This is a genomic window from Bifidobacterium leontopitheci (assembly GCF_009193355.1).
In the GTDB taxonomy this organism is placed as follows: domain Bacteria; phylum Actinomycetota; class Actinomycetes; order Actinomycetales; family Bifidobacteriaceae; genus Bifidobacterium; species Bifidobacterium leontopitheci.
The window spans coordinates 12,343-30,519 of record NZ_WBVT01000027.1; the positions used below are offsets into that span (position 1 = coordinate 12,343).

Annotated in this window: 8 protein-coding genes; 6 read left to right on the forward strand and 2 right to left on the reverse strand. The window is 64.6% G+C overall.

Features of this window, described 5'->3' with window-relative positions; genetic code table 11:
* Positions 1-96: 96 nt before the first annotated feature.
* On the forward strand, positions 97-2,142 hold the full coding sequence (locus F7D09_RS08105) for a SpaA isopeptide-forming pilin-related protein (protein WP_193312394.1): 2,046 nt from the start codon (positions 97-99) through the stop codon (positions 2,140-2,142).
* Between the two features lie 989 nt (positions 2,143-3,131).
* Here F7D09_RS08105 and F7D09_RS08110 read toward each other — a convergent pair.
* Both F7D09_RS08110 and F7D09_RS08115 read right to left on the reverse strand, forming a co-directional pair.
* Positions 3,132-4,442, reverse strand: a complete 1,311-nt coding sequence (locus F7D09_RS08110; RefSeq protein ID WP_152234893.1) for an MFS transporter — start codon at positions 4,440-4,442, stop codon at positions 3,132-3,134.
* Between the two features lie 272 nt (positions 4,443-4,714).
* Complete coding sequence (locus tag F7D09_RS08115) at positions 4,715-5,443, reverse strand: TetR/AcrR family transcriptional regulator (protein ID WP_152234894.1); 729 nt, start codon at positions 5,441-5,443, stop codon at positions 4,715-4,717.
* 398 nt (positions 5,444-5,841) lie between these two features.
* Between F7D09_RS08115 and F7D09_RS08120 the strand changes: the two genes are divergently transcribed.
* The 5 genes from F7D09_RS08120 (at position 5,842) to F7D09_RS08145 (ending at position 17,706) form a co-directional block, all read left to right on the forward strand.
* Positions 5,842-6,726, forward strand: coding sequence for a lysophospholipid acyltransferase family protein (locus tag F7D09_RS08120; RefSeq protein ID WP_152234895.1), 885 nt, complete (start codon positions 5,842-5,844; stop codon positions 6,724-6,726).
* A 279-nt stretch (positions 6,727-7,005) separates the two neighbouring features.
* Positions 7,006-8,001 carry an NAD(P)H-dependent glycerol-3-phosphate dehydrogenase gene (locus F7D09_RS08125; RefSeq protein ID WP_152234896.1) on the forward strand — a complete coding sequence of 332 codons (996 nt, stop codon included), beginning with the start codon at positions 7,006-7,008 and terminating at the stop codon, positions 7,999-8,001.
* A gap of 669 nt (positions 8,002-8,670) precedes the next feature.
* A complete protein-coding gene (locus F7D09_RS08130) occupies positions 8,671-9,807 on the forward strand; it encodes a D-alanine--D-alanine ligase family protein (RefSeq protein ID WP_152234897.1) in 1,137 nt (378 codons plus the stop codon).
* A 262-nt stretch (positions 9,808-10,069) separates the two neighbouring features.
* A complete protein-coding gene (locus F7D09_RS08135; protein ID WP_152234898.1) occupies positions 10,070-11,143 on the forward strand; it encodes a glycerophosphodiester phosphodiesterase family protein in 1,074 nt (357 codons plus the stop codon).
* 707 nt (positions 11,144-11,850) lie between these two features.
* Positions 11,851-17,706, forward strand: coding sequence for an endo-alpha-N-acetylgalactosaminidase family protein (locus F7D09_RS08145; protein ID WP_152234900.1), 5,856 nt, complete (start codon positions 11,851-11,853; stop codon positions 17,704-17,706).
* The last annotated feature ends 471 nt before the right edge of the window (positions 17,707-18,177 follow it).

Consider the following 18,177-nt stretch of genomic DNA (forward strand, 5'->3'; position numbering starts at 1 on the left):
TTTGCGGATCGCGGAGGGTCGGCACAGCCGCTCGCTCCGTCCTCCGCGGTTGCAGAAACCAGTAACCAACAAGAAACAGGAAAGAAGGGTTCTCCCATGAAGATGAGGAAACTGTTCGCAGGCATCGCCGCCGCGGCGACGCTGCTGAGCGGCCTTGCCCTCGGAGCCGGCGCCGCCAACGCGGCGGACGTCGACCCGTCCGAGCTGACCACTGCGGCCGGCAACCAGAAGGTGGAGCTCGCCAACCCGGGCAGCACCGACATCACCATCAAGGGCTCCAAGGCCAAGCTGGCCGGCCACACGTTCAAGTACGTGCGCCTCGGCACCTACACGTACGCGAAGACCGCACCGGCCGTCGTCGAGGTCGACGGCGTGAAGACCCTGCAGATCGCCGGCGTCTCCGTCGAGACCGATGCCGCCGCCAAGGACTACCTGAACGCCGTGCTCGGCGAAGTCGACAAGAACTACACCGGAACCGGCGCTCCTAAGTATTTTGACGGCAACCCGGCCGGCTACATCGCCGAGAACATGAACGACTCCGGCGCCACCACCAAGCCGCAGTGGTCCGGCACCCTGCGCAACTTCGTGACCGCCCTGAGCAACAACCAGCAGTTCAAGGACGTCACGGCCAACGGCACCTCCTTCACCGTGCCGAAGACCATCACCGAGGATGCTGCCGGCGTCGCCACCTTCACCGAGAAGGTCCCGCAGGGCCTCTACGTGCTGGTCGACGTCACCGCCAACGCCGGTGACAGCGTCAACGGCACCGAAGGCAACTACCGTGCCTCCATCCCCATGGTCGTCGGCACCAAGATCGTCGGCACCGTGTCCTTCCCGAACGCCGATAACACGCAGACCCTGACCTACTCCGGCGAGTTCGACCTCGCCAAGGGCGGCCTCGGCGTGGTCGACGTGAAGAACGACCGCCCGACCATCGACAAGACCATCACCGGCGTGAACGACCACACCACCGACGCCGAGGATCAGAAGGCCAACGTGACCGCTGACGGCAAGGCCGCCAGCGCCGCGGTCGGCGACGTGATCAACTACCAGATCGGCAACGTCGAAATCCCCTCCACCGTCGGTTACGACACGGCCAAGTTCCCGTACCTCTTCAAGATCACCGATACCCTGCACAAGGGCCAGACCTACAACAACGACGCCCAGGTGTACGTCGACAAGAACGCCGACGGCGAGCTCACCGACGGCGAGAAGCTCGACGCCGCCGATTACGGCCTGACCATCTCCGGCCCCGACTCCGACGACGAGAACACCACCATCGCCGTGGACCTCTCCCAGTACGTCGGCGGCAAGGTCAACGGCAACGCGATTGTCGAAGGCTCCGCCGCGGGCCTCAACCCCGACCTCATCGGCAAGAAGATCTACGTCACCTACACCGCGACCCTCAACGACGACGCCATCGTCTACCCCGACGGCAGCAACGACAACGGCGTGCGCCTCGACTACTCCAACAACCCCGGCTCCGAGAGCCACGGCACCGTGACCCCGCCCGACACCCAGGTGTTCACCGGCAAGTTCAGCCTCAAGAAGGTCAACAAGCAGGGCAAGACCCTCGCCGGCGCCAAGTTCACCGTCACCAAGAACGGCAAGACCCTCGCCTTCACCGGTGTTGCCGGCAGCTACAAGGCCGCGACCGCCGACGCCAACCCGACCGTCACCGAGGTCGAGGTCGGCGAGGACGGCCTGCTGCACCTCGCCGGTCTTGAGGGCACCTACACCATCAAGGAGACCCAGGCTCCGGAAGGCTACTCCAGCCTGTTCCTGCCTGAGTTCCAGGTGACCGTCCGCACCACGCCGATCAAGTCCAACACCTTGATCGACAACAAGTGGTACATGAGCTCCGAAGCCGATCCGACCGCGCCGACCGACCCGAGCAAGTTCGTCAACAAGGCCAACGCCAAGACGACCGTCACCGTCGACAAGCAGGACATCTGGAAGCTCGTCGCCGACGGCCTCGTCGAAGGCAACGTCCAGGTCACCAACGTGACCTCCGTGTCCGAGCTGCCGAAGACCGGTGCCGCCGGCATCGCGCTGTTCACCATCATCGGCGTGCTGCTCGCCGCGGTCGCCGCGATCGTGTACATGCGCTCCCGCGCCACCAAGCGTGCGCTGCGTGCGTGAGTTCGGTACGCCGTCGCGCTGATCGGCTGAGACCGTCGGTGCGAACGGCTGACGACACGTGATACTGAGGGGCTGGAATCCTGTGGGTTCCAGCCCCTCACGTTGTTTCGGACTGATGGTGCAGCTGACCTATGGTGTGCGGCCGGCCGGATCCTTCCGCCGGGTTGCGTTGCACACAACTTGCACGAAAGACCCGATTCGTCGAGTTGTGCGCACCCGGTGTATCACAACTCGTCCAAACGGGCCTATTGCGACCACTTGTGGCACAGAATCCGCCGGTTTTCGGGGTCCGGCAGCAACAGTCTGTATCACAACTTGCACAGGCGGGCGGTTTGTGCAAGTTGTGGCACAGCCAGAAGGAACTGCTTCGTTACGCACGCACCCCGTCGTCCGACCGTACCCGACAAGGCAAATTCAAGTACGTTCCGTTGCCGATTCCCAACCGACCGTACTCGTACGTCCGCTACGAGTACGGTCCGTCATTATTTTCGACGGACCGTACCGTAACAGTCCGTCCGAGTACGTTCCGTCACAAATATCTAACCGACCGTACTCGTACATCTGCCACGGGTACGGTCCGTTATGATTTCCCAACCGACCGTACTCGAGACATGCTCTCCGAGTACGTTCCGTCATATTTTCTCGACCGAACGTACCGTAACGGTTCGCTCGAGTACGTTTCGTCAGGAAAAAACGACCGACCGTACTCGTACGGCCGCTACGGGTACGGTCCGTCAGAATTTCCCAACCGACCGTACTCGAAACACCTCGCCCGAGTACGTTTTGTCAGGAAATCTTGACCGACCGTACCCGTACGTCTGCCACGAGTACGTTTTGTCAGGAAATCTTGACCGACCGTACTCGTACGGACGCTCCGGGTACGTTCCGTTGTAAATTCCTAACCGACCGTACTCGAAACGTCCCGCCCGAGTACGGTCCGTCACCAATCCCCAACCGACCGTACCCGAACAGGCCGCCCGCGCCCCCGCTCAATCGAAGCGCTTCACCAGCGGCAGGGTCGGCAGCACCAGCAGTCCCATCGCGACGGCGCTCGCCAGCATCACCGCCGCCACGGGCACACGGTCGTACGCCCAGCCGTACGCCAGCTGGCCGAGCGGCTGCGCGCACATGCACAGCGCACTGAAGATCGACATCACCTTGCCGGTCATCGCCTCCGGCGTGCTCAGCTGGATCGCCGGCACCGCAATCAGGTTCGTGAACGACGTCGCGATCATCGAGCCGCACGTGAACGCCACCAGCACCACCAGCTTCGTCCACGCGCCCACCGGCAGCAGGAACACCACGCCCTGCGGCACCAGCGTCAACGCCAACGCCAGCAGCGCCGCCGGCATGTTGCGCATCGACAGCCGCGCCGCGAACGCGCCCACGATGAACGCGCCGACCACGCCGGCCACGCCAACCAAGCCGTCCGCCACGCCGTACACGGTCGAATCAAAACCCAACACCGTGCGGATCATATACGGGTAGCCGACCGCTGAATATCCGATTACCAGAAAGTTCAGCGCACCCGCAAAGCATGCCAGCTGAAACACGTGCGGCCGCTCGCGCAGCAGAAACCTCATCCCCGCCTTCAGATCCTCGACCGGCGACGGCAGCTCGCCATCACCACGGTCGGGCGCGCCCAGCCGAATGAAGCATTCCAGCCCGGCCGCCGCGGCGAAACTCACCACTGTGACCACCATCATCAGCCGGATGCCGAACAGCGCATACAGCACGCCGCCCAGGAAGCTCGGCAGCAGCGAGCCGACCTGCTGCACCTGGTTGACCACGGCCATCGCCTGCCGCATCACGCCCTGACCATAACGCCGGTACATCTGCGGGAGCGCCGCTTGCACGGTCGGCGTTTCGAACGCGCCGAGCACGGCGAGCAGCACTTGCATCGCGGCGATGGCGACCATGTTGAAGCCGATCGCGGCGAACAGGACCGTGCACGCGAGCACCAGCAGGCCGGATATCGCGTCGAGCGCGACCATGATCGTGCGTCGGTTGATTCGGTCCGCGAGTACGCCGCCGAACGGCGACAGCAGGATCGTCGGCACGATCGACACCGCCAGGATCGTGCCGAAGATGGTTGCCGAGCCGGTCTCGTCCAGCACCCACATCGACATCGCGAACCGCAGCATGAGGTTGCCGAACAGTGAGATGCCCTGCCCGGCGATGAGCAGGATGAAGTCGCGCGCCAGCAGCGGCGAGCGGGTGGGGGTGGGGGTTTCGATTTCGATTGTGTGGGTGGTTTCGGTTGCGCTGGTGGTTGCGTCCGTGGCGTCGTTCGCGGTCATGATGATTGTCTCTTTCTGATATGTGCGATTGCGGCGGTCACTGTGGGCGGATGGCTGTCGCGGACTGACGGTCGGCGCAAGGATTTACGGGAGTCGGTGCCGTTGTCCGTAATTTCTTGCGCTCGCCGTAACTCAGTGCAAGGATTTACGGCGATGGCGGTAGTTTTCCGTAATTTCTTGCGCTGGGTGTGACTGGACGAGGTGCGGGCTGGCTGCGGTGGTGCTGGACGGTGGTTTCGATGATGTCGTCGTTGTCGCTGATCGTGGACATGTCAGTTGCTTCTTTCCGATGTTGGCTGGGATGCGTCTTGCGTGGGGATGTTGCTGGCTGCGGCGGTGGTGCCGGGGGTGATCTCGTCTCCGCCGAACGGCATGTAGAAGTCGACGCACATGTCGATGAGCTCGCGGTCGAACACGGGTACGCTGATTGCGTCGAGCATCGCGGCCAGGCATTCGACGCGATGCCGCAGTTCCGCCCGGTCGGCCGGGTAGAAGTGGGGGAGCAGCCAGTAGTTGCCCAGAAGCGAGACCAGTTGCGCCGCCTCGCGCGGGTACGTGGTCGGGATCGACCCGTCGGCCATGCCTTCCTCGATGAACGGCAGCCAGTGCTTCGGCAGCTCGTTCGCCCAGAACCGCAGGTTGGCGTCGAGCGTCTTCGGGTCGTCCAGGAACGGCGTGGCTGCGCGGGTCAGCTGGTTGTGCTCACGGTCGCCCATGGCGAGTTTGAACAGCGCGCGCAGTTTCTCGAGCCCGTTGAGGTCGTCGCGGTCGGCGATGCGCGTGGATTCGCCCTGTGCGTAGTCCCAGTCGTCGCTGGTGAGTCGGTCGAGGATCGCCTCTTTCGACTTGAAATGGTGGTAGATCGCGCCTTTCGACAGGTCGCCGAGACGGTCGATGATGTCCTGGATCGAGGTCTTCTCGTACCCCTTTTCCATGAACAGGTCGCGTGCGGCCTTGAGGATGCGCCGTTCCGTGATTTCCGGGTGCGCGTTGCGTGCCATCGTCGCTCCTTCCTGTGTACTGGGCCCCAAGTATACATACCGACGGTCGGTATGATAAATCGGCGTGTTGTGAGGCGGGAGACAGGGAGGGATGGGGCGAAATACCCGGTTTGACGTGCCGACTCCGTAAATCCTCCCATCCGACTTGCTCGGAATGGGAGAAATCCAGGAGACGTGTTGCCCTACTCCCGTTTTTCTCCCATCCGGGATCTTCGAGATGGGAGAATTTCGGGAGTTGACCAGTCCCACTCCGAGGTCAGACCCATTCCGGGCCGTTGAAATGGGCCTAATGCCGGACTCACGCCTCCATTCGTCAGCCATCCCGTCCCGCAACCCCGCCCTCACCCCCGCCCCACCCGACCCAACCCCCGTACAAGGCTGGCGGCACAATGGAGCACATGGCATCCAAAGGAAAACCGTCCCCGCGCTCCGCGGTCAAACCCCTCAGCAACGCGCAGGTGGCGCGGCTTGCGAAGGCGCACAAGCTCGTCGACCCGATGCGCGACCTGCCGACCGGTCCGAACCGCACGATCAACACGGCCGAAATCAACGCGCAGCACCCCAAAGGCACCGCGCGACTGCTCAAAGGCGTCGACGTCGTCTTCCACGCGAGCTGCCGCACGTACGCGTGGGGCCTCGACAACATCCCCGAAACCGGGCCGTTCATCACCGCCGCCACGCACGTGACCATGTTCGACGTGTTCGTGCCGATGGCCAGCCTGTTCCACATGGGCCGCCGTCCGCGCTACATGGCGAAGGCCGAAATGGCCCACTGGCCGCTCATCGGCAAGTGGTTCCAGCTGGTCGGCATGCAGCCCGTGCAGCGTCGCTCCGGCAAGGCGAAGGCCATCGAGGAGACGTCGGTCGAGATCCTGACCAGCGGACGCCCGCTCACCATCTGGCCGGAGGGCACGGTCACGCGCGACCCGAAGAAGTGGCCGATGAGCATGAAGAACGGCGTCGGCGTGATCGCGCTCGAAGCCTCCCGCCGCCTCGGCCATCAGGTGCCGCTGTTCTGCGCGGTCACTTGGGGCGCGGCGTCCATCAACCACTGGTGGCCGTGGCCGCGCAAGAACGTGGTCATGTGCTACGACACGCAGCTCGACTACGGCGACCTGCTCATCGACCAGGATTCGTGGGGCGAGCAGCCGCCGACCGCGCTCGCCGACGAGCTGACCCGCCGCGTGCGCGTGCGCATGACCCAGATCATGACCGAGATCCGCGGCGAGCAGGCCCCCGCCGGCTACTGGGACTACCGCACGATGAGCCGCGTCGACAAGTAGCCGACCGGCGTCGCGGTCCGTCGGCCAAGCAACCGCGGAGCTGCAGCGTCCGCAACCGGTCCGCGCCCCGGCAAACCCCGGCAAACGGATACGCGCCGGACGGGCCGACGTGTACAGTACCGTGATATACGCAACGTCGACGTGACGTAGCGGCGCCGCACGGTCGAGCCGGCGGCCGCAAGCCGGAACGTGCAGCGGTGCCGTGCGGCGGACGCGGAGCACCGGAACGTAACACGCAAGCGAACGTAAGTGAACGCAATGATAAGGAGTGGCGAGTAAATGAAGTGTACAGTGCTAGGCGCAGGCGCATGGGGCACCACCTTCGGCCAGGTGCTGGCCGACGCGGGCAACGACGTGACCATGTGGGCCATCGAGCCTGAGATCGTCGAAGGCATCCGCGACCATCACCGCAACGAGGTGCGCCTGCCCAGTGTGGCCGAGCTGCCCGCCAACATGACCGCCACCGGCGACCGCGCCGAAGCGGTGCGCGACGCGGAGATCATCGTCGTGGCCATCGCCGCACAGTTCGCCCGCGTGGCGCTCGCCGAATTTAAGGGCCTCATCTCCGACGACGCCATCGTCGTCAGCCTCATGAAGGGCATCGAACGCACGACCAGCAAGCGTATGGACGAGGTGGTCCGTGAAGCGCTCGACCTGCCCGCCGACCGGTTCGCCGCCATCTCCGGCCCGAACCTGAGCAAGGAGATCGCCGCCCGCGAGCCCGCCGCCACCGTGGTCGGCTGTGCGAACATCGACAACGCGCACAAGGTGGCCGCCGCCTGCACCACCAACTACTTCCGCCCGTTCGTCACCACCGACGTGATCGGCCTGGAGATGTGCGGCTCGCTGAAGAACGTGGTGGCGCTCGCCGTCGGCATGGCCCGCGGCGCCGGCTACGGCGAGAACACGGCCGCGATGATCGAGACGCGCGGCCTCGCCGAGCTGACCGCGCTCGGCCAGGCCGCCGGCGCCGACCCGAAGACGTTCTCCGGTCTGGCCGGAGTGGGCGACCTCATCGCCACCTGCGGCTCGCCGCTCAGCCGCAACTACACGTTCGGCGCGAACCTCGGCAAGGGGCTGAGCGTCGAAGAGGCGACGCGCGTGAGCAACGGCGTCGCCGAGGGCGTGCCGACCACCGACGCCGTGGTGGCGCTCGGTAAGGAGCTCGGCGTGCCCACGCCGCTCGCCTGCGCGATGAGCCGCGTGCTGGCTGATGGCATCTCATGCCAGGAGATGCTCTCGCTCCTGTTCGGCAGCGAGATTACCGAGGAGTAGCGGGTGCGGAGGCCGCCAATCGGACGGCCGATTCCCGTCGACGGGCCGGTGCTGCCGCGAGCGTTATGCGTGCGGCGGCACCGGCCTTTGCCATACTGGGGGCCGCCAAACCGGCGACAACCGCCGCGGGCAGTGTCGATTTGGTCGGTTTCGGTCGTTTCCGGTCGGTTCTGACCAATTTTGGCTCATTTCCGCAGTGCTGTCGCCGCGGCAACGCCTCGATTTCACCCACTCCGTCGAGATGTGGGTGTTTCATTTCGGGAAAACAGCGGGTACGGTCATCGCCCCACACTCGCAAAACGGCTCTATAAAGCCGTTTTGCCGATTTGGTCACACAGCAGTCCCCATTAAAACTGGAAAACAAAACACCCACATCTCGCACGCGGCCGTCAAACTGACCCAAAAACCGACTCTAAACTGACCCGCACCCCGTCACGTCACCCCAAAACCTCCGCCGGAGTCGGCCGCACGCCACACCCGCACCCGGCCGCACCCCAAACCCTTCCCAAACCCCCGCAAACCGCCGCGTTCGCTCGTATCAATCCCGTATTACTCTTATGACCCAGCATGTGCCGGCAACGGCACGGACGAATGAATGGTCCGGGAGTCCGGCGCCCCGCGCAAGCGGTGCCGAGCCGTTCCGGGAAAACATATAAGAAGAGGAACAACATGGCCAAACAACGCATTGTGGTGATGTACGGCGGCAAGGCCGACGAGCATTCGATCTCCTGCATCTCGACTGCCGGCGTGCTGCGCGCGCTCGACACCGACAAGTTCGAGGCGATCCCCGTCGGCATCACGAAGGCCGGCCAGTGGATCGTCGACGGCGAGGACCCGCTCGGCTGGGATCTCGCCAAAGGCCTGCCGACCGTGGTCAAGACCCCCGGCTCGCGTGACGTCGTACTCGACATGGCGCTCGGCCAGGACGGCTTCCTCGCCCGCAACGCGGACGGCACGCTCAGCTCGCTCGGCCACATCGACGCGGTGCTGCCCGTGCTGCACGGCCCGTTCGGCGAGGATGGCACGATCCAGGGTCTCCTCGAGATGATGAACGTGCCGTACGTCGGCTGCGGCGTGCTCGCGTCGGCCGCCTGCATGGACAAGCATTACACGAAGGTGCTGCTCGCCGCGGCCGGCATCCCCGTGGCCCCCGGCATCACGCTGGACGCGCGCAGCTACGATGCGGCCGGCGAGTTTGCGGCCAATGCGGCCGACATCCTCGCGCAGGTCGAGGCGGCCGGACTGCAGTATCCGCTGTTCGTCAAGCCGTCGCGCGCCGGCTCCAGCTTCGGCGTGACCAAGGTCGAGCACGCGGGCGACGCCGCCGAACTGGCCGCCGCCGTGTTCGAGGCGAGCCATCATGATTGGCGCATCCTCGTGGAGCAGGGCATCGACGCGCGCGAGATCGAGTGCGCGGTGCTGTGCCCGAAGCCCGGCGATGAGCCGCGTCCGAGCTGGCCGGGCGAGATCGTGCTCGACAAGCGCAACGAGGGCGACGACCAGTTCTACGATTTCGACAGCAAGTACATGGATGCGTCCGCCAGCCACGTGGAGGTCCCCGCGAACCTGCCCGAGGAGACGCTGCAGCGCGTGCGTGAGACCGCGGTCAAGGCGTTCAAGGCGGTGGACGGCGCCGGCCTGAGCCGCGTGGACACGTTCGTCCAGCCGGACGGCACGGTGATGGTCAACGAGATCAACACGATGCCCGGCTTCACCCCGATCTCCATGTATCCCAAGGCCTGGGAGGCGACCGGCGTGGGCTACACGGATCTCATCACCACGCTCATCGAAGGCGTTCTGCGCTAATCGGGCGTCCTGCGGTGGCAGTGGCGTGGTCTGCCGCGCCGGCCGGCCGGGGCGCCGCCGGCGTCCGGTTGCCGTCGCCGATGCCGCATTTCCGTTACTCTGCTCGCCCTAGCAGAGTGACGACTCCGCGAAAACCCTTGAAAAACAACGGTTTTCAACCCTGCGTCACTGTGCGAGGGCGAGCAGAGTGGCGCAGAGTGACGCAGGGTGGCCGCCCTGCGCATCCCCGCACCAACAACCTCGGCGATAGGAAAGGATCATCATGGTCAATCATCGCAACAACAACCCCGGCCGCGCGCGTCGCAGCCATCTCGGCGGCAAGCTCGCGCTCGCCGGCCTGACCGCCGCCGCGGCCGCCGTGTGGGCGATCAAGCCGCGCTCGTTCAGCGACCGCCAGCGCAACTTCGTGCCGTCCATCCCCGACGTGTGGTACGCGCATCGCGGTCTGCATGACGCCGGCTCCGGCCTCACCCCCGAATACGCGGCCGGCAGCGGCGAGTATGTGGCGCTCGCCCGCCGCAGCGCGCTGAAGGCCGGCTATGGCACGGCCGATTTCGCCGGTTCGATCGCCCCGGAGAACTCGCTCGCCGCGTTTGCCGCCGCTTGCGAGGCCGGCTATGGCATCGAGCTGGACCTGCAGCTGACAAAGGACGGCCATGTGGTGGTCGTGCATGACGAGGATCTGCTGCGCGTGGCCGGTGATCCGCGCAAGGTCGCCGATCTGACGTACGACGAGCTCACGCGCATCCCGCTGTTCCCGGCTCCCGCCAAGCCGGGCGACGCTGAGGCCGCGCCTCTTGCCGATCCGGTCGCCGCGTCTGCGAAGACGCCGACCGGATACTATCAGCATGTGCCGCTGTTTTCGGACGTGCTGCGTGTGGTCGCCGGCCGTGCGCCGCTGATCGTCGAGTACAAGTTCGCCGACAATGTTTCGTGGACCGACCGCGACACCGAGTTGATGGAGAAGGGCGACCAGCTGCTGCAGGCCTACTCCGGCCCGTACGTGATCGAGTCGTTCCATCCGGGCGCGGTGAACTGGTACAAGGAGCATCGTCCGGAGGTGTGCCGTGGCCAGCTTGCGGAGTCGGCGACGCCCGGCAAGGCCGGCGCCGGCATGAAGGAGTGGCTGGCCGGACTGCTGGTGTTCAACTGGATGTCGCGTCCGGATTTCGTGGCGTACGACTGGCATGGCGGTCCGCTGCCGCAGATGCGTGCGACCCGTTGGATGGGTGCGGTGCCGGTTTCGTGGACCGTGCGTTCGCGTGATGAGCTTGACGAGTGCCGCGACTTCTTCGACTACCACATCTTCGAGGCGTTCGTTCCCGACGAGGTGTGAGCCGGGGCGCGGCTTAGCCCGTCTGCTCTTGGCGGGGCGGAGTCGGGCCCGCCTGCCCCTGACGAGGCTGTCGGGCTTGCCTGCCCCTGACGAAGCTGTCGGGCCCGCCTGCCCCTGACGAAGCTGTCGGGCTTGCCTGCCCCGTCCCGCCCTATCCCCAAGTTGCACATTGTGCATCTTGGGGATTTTTTGTGTGGGAAGTGTGAACGAAAGGGGCGGATTGTGTACCTTGAGGTGCACAATCTGGCGAATTCTTGGCGCAAGATGCACATTGTGCAGCTTGGGGTTCGGGTATGCGCTGCCGCAGTAACTTGGGGGTTCGGGTGTGCGCCGCACGGCAGCTTGGGGTTCGGGTGTGCGCCGCACGGCAGCTTGGGGTTCGGGTGTGCGCCGCACGGCAGCTTGGGGTTCGGGTGTGCGCCGCACGACAATGTGGGGATTCGGATGCTCGCCGCACACTTGCGTGCCCAACGCCAACTGTGAGCGCTAACGCCCGCACTTGCCTTTTCGTGCGATTTTGTAAACTTTCGTTACATAGATGTTTCCTCTTGGTTTTTCACAGATTTCCATAACAAACAACACTCGCTTCTGCTTTTTTGTTAAGAGTGTTATCATAAATGACTGAGACGCGCGTCGCGGGGCTTCTGTGCCGTGCGCCTGCTCAACGAAGGGGTCTCAGACCCTCAGTGACGAGGATAAGGAAGTATATGAGAAAACGAGTGGTTTCAGTGGCCCTTGCGGTCGCGCTGGCCGTCGCCCCCATGGGGGTGGGCAGCGTGGCTACCGCAGCGCCGCTTACTGCAAGCCAATTGCAGACTCTCGCGCTCAAGTCCCTGGCAAAGTCCAGCGCGAAGAGCGCCAACACCGCCGCAACCGCTGCCGACGACGCTGCCGTCAACGGTTGGACGATCGATGCTGCGACCAACAAGACCGGCACCACGCTGGAGGCCGGCTCCGGCGAGTACGCCGGCTGGACGCACTTCAAGTCCGGCACCGGCAACGGCAACCAGGCTGGCACCGCTTCCGCCTACCCGGCGGTCGCCGTCAGCAACACTACCGTTGACATGACCAAGGCCGGCTCCTACACCGCGACCGTCAAGTCGGCGCAGGACGGCAAGCTGAACCGTTTCGGCTTCTACCTGGGCTACACCGATCCGGGCAGCGGCCTGTTCGTCGGCTATGATGCGGGTGGCTGGTTCTGGCAGACCTACACCGGCGGCGGCAGCGGCGATTGGTACAACGGTGATCGTCTGGCCGCCCCGGCCGCCGGCGCCGAAGTCAAGATTGAGCTCGCGTGGACCGGCAGCAAGCTGTCCGTCAAGGTCAACGGCGAGAAGGCCTTCGACGATGTCGACTACAGCGCGATGACCAACCTGACCAACAAGCTGGCCATGAAGGCAGGCACGTTCAACGGCACCAACGGCACCGAGCTCACCGACGTCTACGTCAAGGACGAAAACACCGCCCCGGTCGTCAAGTACACGGTCTCCGGCAAGGTCACCAAGGCCGACGGCACCGCGCTCAAGGGCGTGTCCGTCTCCACGAGCGGCGCCACCGCCACCACCGGCGACGACGGCACCTACACGCTCAAGGACCTCGCGGCCGGCAAGTACACGCTGACGTTCTCCGCCGACGGTTACGACGACGTCACCAAGGACGTCACCGTTTCCGACGCGAACGTCGCCGACATCAACGTGTCGATGAACGAGACCGCCCCGGTCGAGACCGAGACACTCTCCACCGCCGACATGGACGTCCAGGTCAAGAAGAACTTCCCGTCCGTGCTCCAGTACACGATGAAGAAGCTCGACGGCAAGGTCATGTACGGTCAGCCGAAGGACGTGCGCGACGTCACCATCAACGGCACCAAGCTGACGCTGAAGGACAGCGACGTGACCTTCAAGACCGAAGGCAAGACCAAGGCCGTCTACACCCTTAAGGTCAAGGACGAGGCCAAGAAGATTGACGGCGTGCTCACCGTCGAGATCTCCGTGGTCGACAACACGCTGAAGTTCAACGTGACCGACGTCAAGAACAACATCGCTGAGAAGGACGGCAACGTCGAGAAGAACGCGATCCAGACGATCGCCTTCCCGAACCAGAGCCTCATCTCCGTGCGCTCCAGCCAGGAGGGCGCGCAGTTCACCGGCGCCCGCATGTCGTCCGACACCGCTCGCGTGGGCGACACCAACTACAACCTGACCGCGACCACCGTCTCCAACGAAGAGGACTACACCTACGGCTTCATCTCCGGCGGCGGCCTGAGCGCCGGCCTGTGGTCCAACTCCGAGCATGACGGCAAGTACATCGCCGCCGTCAACGGCGGTGCGAAGAACACCCGCGTGCTCGCCAACACCCAGAAGGTCGGTGCCGACACGTCCCTCGGCCTTGGCACCGCGCCGTACTACTGGCACCGCACGGTCACCGACTCCAAGAAGCGTCAGTACACGGTCGACCAGACCGACTACCCGAAGATGGCCGTCGCCATCGCCGGTGACGAGAACGAGGACGGCAAGATCAACTGGGAGGATGGCGCGATTGCGTACCGCGACATCATGAACAACCCGTACAAGTCCGAGGAGGTGCCGGAGCTCGTCTCCTGGCGTATCTCCATGAACTTCGGCTCCCAGGCGCAGAACCCGTTCCTCACCACGCTTGACAACGTCAAGAAGGTGGCCCTGAACACCGATGGCCTCGGCCAGTCCGTGCTGCTCAAGGGCTACGGCAACGAGGGCCACGACTCCGGCCACCCGGACTACGCCGACGTCAACAAGCGCGCCGGCGGCGTCACGGACATGAACACGCTGATGGAGAAGGGCGCCGAGTACGGCGCACGCTTCGGCGTCCACGTGAACGCGTCCGAGATGTACCCGGAGGCCAAGGCGTTCAGCGAGGACATGGTCCGTCGTAACTCCTCCGACGGCCTGAGCTACGGCTGGAACTGGCTCGATCAGGGCGTCGGCATCGACGGCATCTACGATCTCGCCTCCGGCTCGCGTAACTCGCGCTTCGCGGCGTTCTCCAAGGAAGTCGGCAAGCGCATGGACTTCATCTACCTCGACGTGTGGGGCAACAACACCTCCGGTGCCGAGGACTCGTGGGAAACCCGCAAGATGAGCCAGATGATCAACGACAAGGGCTGGCGTATGACCACCGAGTGGGGTACCGGCAACGAGTACGACTCCACCTTCCAGCACTGGGCTGCCGACCTCACCTACGGCGGCTCCGGCATGAAGGGCGAGAACTCCCAGGTCATGCGATTCCTGCGCAACCACCAGAAGGACAGCTGGGTCGGCGACTACCCGTCTTACGGCCAGGCCGCGAACGCCCCGCTGCTCGGTGGCTACAGCATGAAGGACTTCGAGGGCTGGCAGGGCCGCAACGACTACGCCGCCTACATCGAGAACCTGTACACGCATGACGTGTCCACCAAGTTCATCCAGCACTTCAAGGTGACGCAGTGGGTCAACTCCCCGCTTGACTCCACCTCCGTGCAGGACGCCTCCATCAACAACGGCAACGAGCAGATCACGCTCAAGGACGACTCCGGAAACACGGTGGTCCTCAAGCGCGGCTCCAACAACACCGCCGAGGCCGGCTACCGCGACCGTACGATCACCCTCAACGGCATCGTCGTCTCCACCGGTAGGGTGGCGCCGGGCAACGGCACCGCCGACGCGAACGCCAACGAGACCTACCTGCTGCCGTGGCTGTGGGATGTGAACACCGGCAAGTTCGTGGAGTCCAAGAACGAGAAGCTCTACCACTGGAACACCAAGGGCGGCACCACCGAGTGGACACTGCCGAAGGATTGGCAGAGCCTCTCCAATGTCAAGGTCTACCAGCTGACCGACCAGGGCAAGACCAACGAGAAGACCGTCAAGGTCACCGATGGCAAGATCTCCCTGACCGCCGAGGCCAAGACCCCGTACGTGGTCACCAAGGGCGACGAGAAGCAGATCCAGGTCAAGTGGAGCGAGGGCATGCACGTGGTGGATGCCGGCTTCAACGATGCCAAGACGCTCGATGAGAACTGGACCGCCACCGGCTCCGGCAAGGCCGCCGTCGTGGGCACCAGCAACGCCGTGCTCAAGCTGACGGGCGCCGTCAAGGTCTCCCAGAAGCTCACCGACCTCGAGGCAGGCAAGGAGTACGCCATCTACCTCGGCGTCGACAACCGTTCCAACTCCGCTGCGAAGATCACCGTCACCAACGGCGGCAAGGTCCTCGCGACGAACAAGACCGGCAAGTCCGTCGCCAAGAACTACGTCAAGGCGTACGCCCACAACACGAACACCGTGATCGAGGACGGCGTCGCCGGCAGCTACTTCCAGAACATGTACGTCTGGTTCACCGCTCCCGAGAGCGGCGACGTGACGGTCACCCTGTCCCACGACGCCGGAACCGACGCCACCGCGCCGGCCTACTTCGACGACGTGCGCGTGCTGAAGAACGGCTACAAGGGCCTGACCCTCAACGCTGACGGCACGCTGAAGACGCTCACTAACGACTTCGAGGACAACGCCCAGGGCATCTGGCCGTTCGTCATCGGACCGATCGAGGGCGTCGAGGACAACCGCACCCACCTCTCCGAGCTGCATGCCCCGTTCACGCAGGCCGGTTGGGATGTCAAGAAGATGGACGACGTGCTCGACGGCAACTGGTCGCTCAAGACCAACGGCCTGACCCAGCGCAGCGCCATCGTCTACCAGACGATTCCGCAGAACGTGAAGCTCGAGCCCGGCCAGACCTACAAGGTCTCCTTCAAGTACCAGGCCGGTTCCGACAACACCTACGCGTTCATCGTGGGCGACGGTGAGAACAACATCGTCAAGACCACGGACATCGCCAAGGCGATGGGCAAGGACGCCGACGGCACGTTCACCGCGACCATCACCGGTTCCGTGACCGGCGACACCTGGTTCGGCATCTACTCCACGAGCACCGCTCCGGACCTGCAGGGCTCCACTGGCTCCGCTCAGGACTTCGGTGGCTACAAGGACTTCATCATGGACGACCTGAAGGTCGAAAACGTGGCGTCCAAGTCGCACACCAAGGCCGAGGCCCAGGCCCAGCTCAAGGAAGTCACCGACACCTACGGCGACAAGTCCGCCGACTACAGCGCCGACGCGTGGGCCGTGTACGTGCGTACCGTGGCCCAGATCCGCGCCAAGCTGAACAAGGACGGCGCCACCGCCGCCGACTACACCGAGGCGTACGACCTCGCCGTGGCCTTGGCCGCCTATATGGAGACCGCCGCTGGTGATGACTCCAGCGACGCCTACGATGTGGCGACCGATGACTACACCGTCGAAGCCGGCAGCGTCGAAGCGACGCAGGGCGGCGATTCGGAGGGCCCGGCGGATCTTGCGCAGGACGGCAACGCGAGCACGCAGTGGCACACCGCCTACGGCGAGAACGCGGTCGGTAATGGCACTGCTTGGTATCAGTTCAACCTGACCGAGCCGACCACCATCACCGGTCTGCGCTACCTGCCGCGTTCCGGTGGCGCCAACGCCAACGGCAAGATCAAGAAGTACAAGATCACGCTGACGCTGGCTAACGGCACCACCAGGGATGCTGGCAGCACCACCAAGGAGGTCACCGGCGAGTTCTCCACGACGACCGAATGGCAGAAGGCCACCTTCGACGCGGTTGAGAACGTCACGGCAGTCCGCCTGACCGTGCTCTCTTCCGCCGGCCAGACTGCCAATCAGGAGAACAAGTTCGCCTCCGCCGCCGAGCTGCGTGTGACCACCGATCGTGACGTGCCGCCGACCGTGGTGCCGGTCGACAAGTCCGACCTGCAGTCCGCCTACGATGAGGCTGCCGCGCTCAACGCCGCCGGTTACACCGAGGACAGCTGGGCAAAGCTGGTCGCCGCCCGCGACGCCGCCAAGAAGGTGCTCGCCGACGAGAAGGCCACCCAGGATGAGGTCGCCCTCGCCACTGAGAACCTGAAGACCGCCATCGCCGGCCTGAAGGTTGAGCAGAAGGTTGACACGACCGCTCTGGCCGACGCCGTTGCCTCCGCCGAGAAGGCCGGCCTCAAGGAATCCGACTACACGAAGGATTCCTGGGCTCGCTACGCGAAGGCTCTGGCCTCCGCCAAGGGCATCCTGGCCAAGACCGACGCCACCCAGGACGAGGTCAACGCCGCTCTCAAGGAGCTGCAGGACGCCACTGCTGCCCTGAAGAAGGCCGAAGTCAACCCGACCCCGACTCCGGGCACGGTCGACAAGGCCGGTCTGAACGCGACGATCAAGAAGGCTCAGGCCCTCAGCCTGGGCGGCTACACCGACGCCTCGGCCAAGGCCGTGCGTGACGCCCTCGCCAAGGCGCAGGCCGTCGCCAACGACCCGGACGCCACTCAGGCCGAGGTCGACGCCGCGCAGAAGGCCCTCGACGCCGCGATCGCCAAGCTGGAGAAGAAGACGCCTGGCGAGAACAAGGGCAACGGCCTGTCCAAGACCGGTGCCAGCGTCGCTACCGTGGCTCTGGCCGGCATGGTGCTGGCCGGTGTCGCGGGCGGTGTGATGATCTCCCGCCGCAAGCGCGCCTGACGCCACTGACGTAACCCGCCCGCCGTCGCTTGTTCAGGGCGGCAGGCCGGGTACGTAGGCCAACAGGGGAGGCCCCTCGAGAACACTCGAGGGGCCTCCCCTTGTTTGTTGGGGCGTCCCCTCGTCACTCTGCTCGCCCTTGCGCAGTGACGCACCTCCCGCACCCCTTGGAAATACTGGGGTTTCGACGTCGCGTCACTGTGCAAGGGCGAGCAGCGTGACGCGATGGTGGCGATGCCGTCGGCGATGCGACGGCGCATATCACGTAGTGGAATATGTCTCGGGGGGGGGTCTAATAGAACCGCGATATTAAAGACCGAAGGTGCCGTTCCGAGGGACGAGGATTGTCATTCGGAATGGCGGTTCACGGAAGAGAAGAATGAATATGCGCGACCTTACACGAGTGACGCAAAAGGCATTGTCGGCCATTGCCGCGATGTGCATATCCTTGGGTGGTTTCTCCATTGCACA

Bases quoted from the DNA above. Each gene is read 5' to 3' on its own strand.
- F7D09_RS08120 (WP_152234895.1), top strand. From the start codon at position 5,842: ATGGCATCCAAAGGAAAACCGTCCCCGCGCTCCGCGGTCAAACCCCTC.
- F7D09_RS08105 (WP_193312394.1), top strand. From the start codon at position 97: ATGAAGATGAGGAAACTGTTCGCAGGCATCGCCGCCGCGGCGACGCTG.
- F7D09_RS08130 (WP_152234897.1), top strand. From the start codon at position 8,671: ATGGCCAAACAACGCATTGTGGTGATGTACGGCGGCAAGGCCGACGAG.
- F7D09_RS08115 (WP_152234894.1), bottom strand. From the start codon at position 5,443: ATGGCACGCAACGCGCACCCGGAAATCACGGAACGGCGCATCCTCAAG.
- F7D09_RS08125 (WP_152234896.1), top strand. From the start codon at position 7,006: ATGAAGTGTACAGTGCTAGGCGCAGGCGCATGGGGCACCACCTTCGGC.
- F7D09_RS08135 (WP_152234898.1), top strand. From the start codon at position 10,070: ATGGTCAATCATCGCAACAACAACCCCGGCCGCGCGCGTCGCAGCCAT.
- F7D09_RS08145 (WP_152234900.1), top strand. From the start codon at position 11,851: ATGAGAAAACGAGTGGTTTCAGTGGCCCTTGCGGTCGCGCTGGCCGTC.
- F7D09_RS08110 (WP_152234893.1), bottom strand. From the start codon at position 4,442: ATGACCGCGAACGACGCCACGGACGCAACCACCAGCGCAACCGAAACC.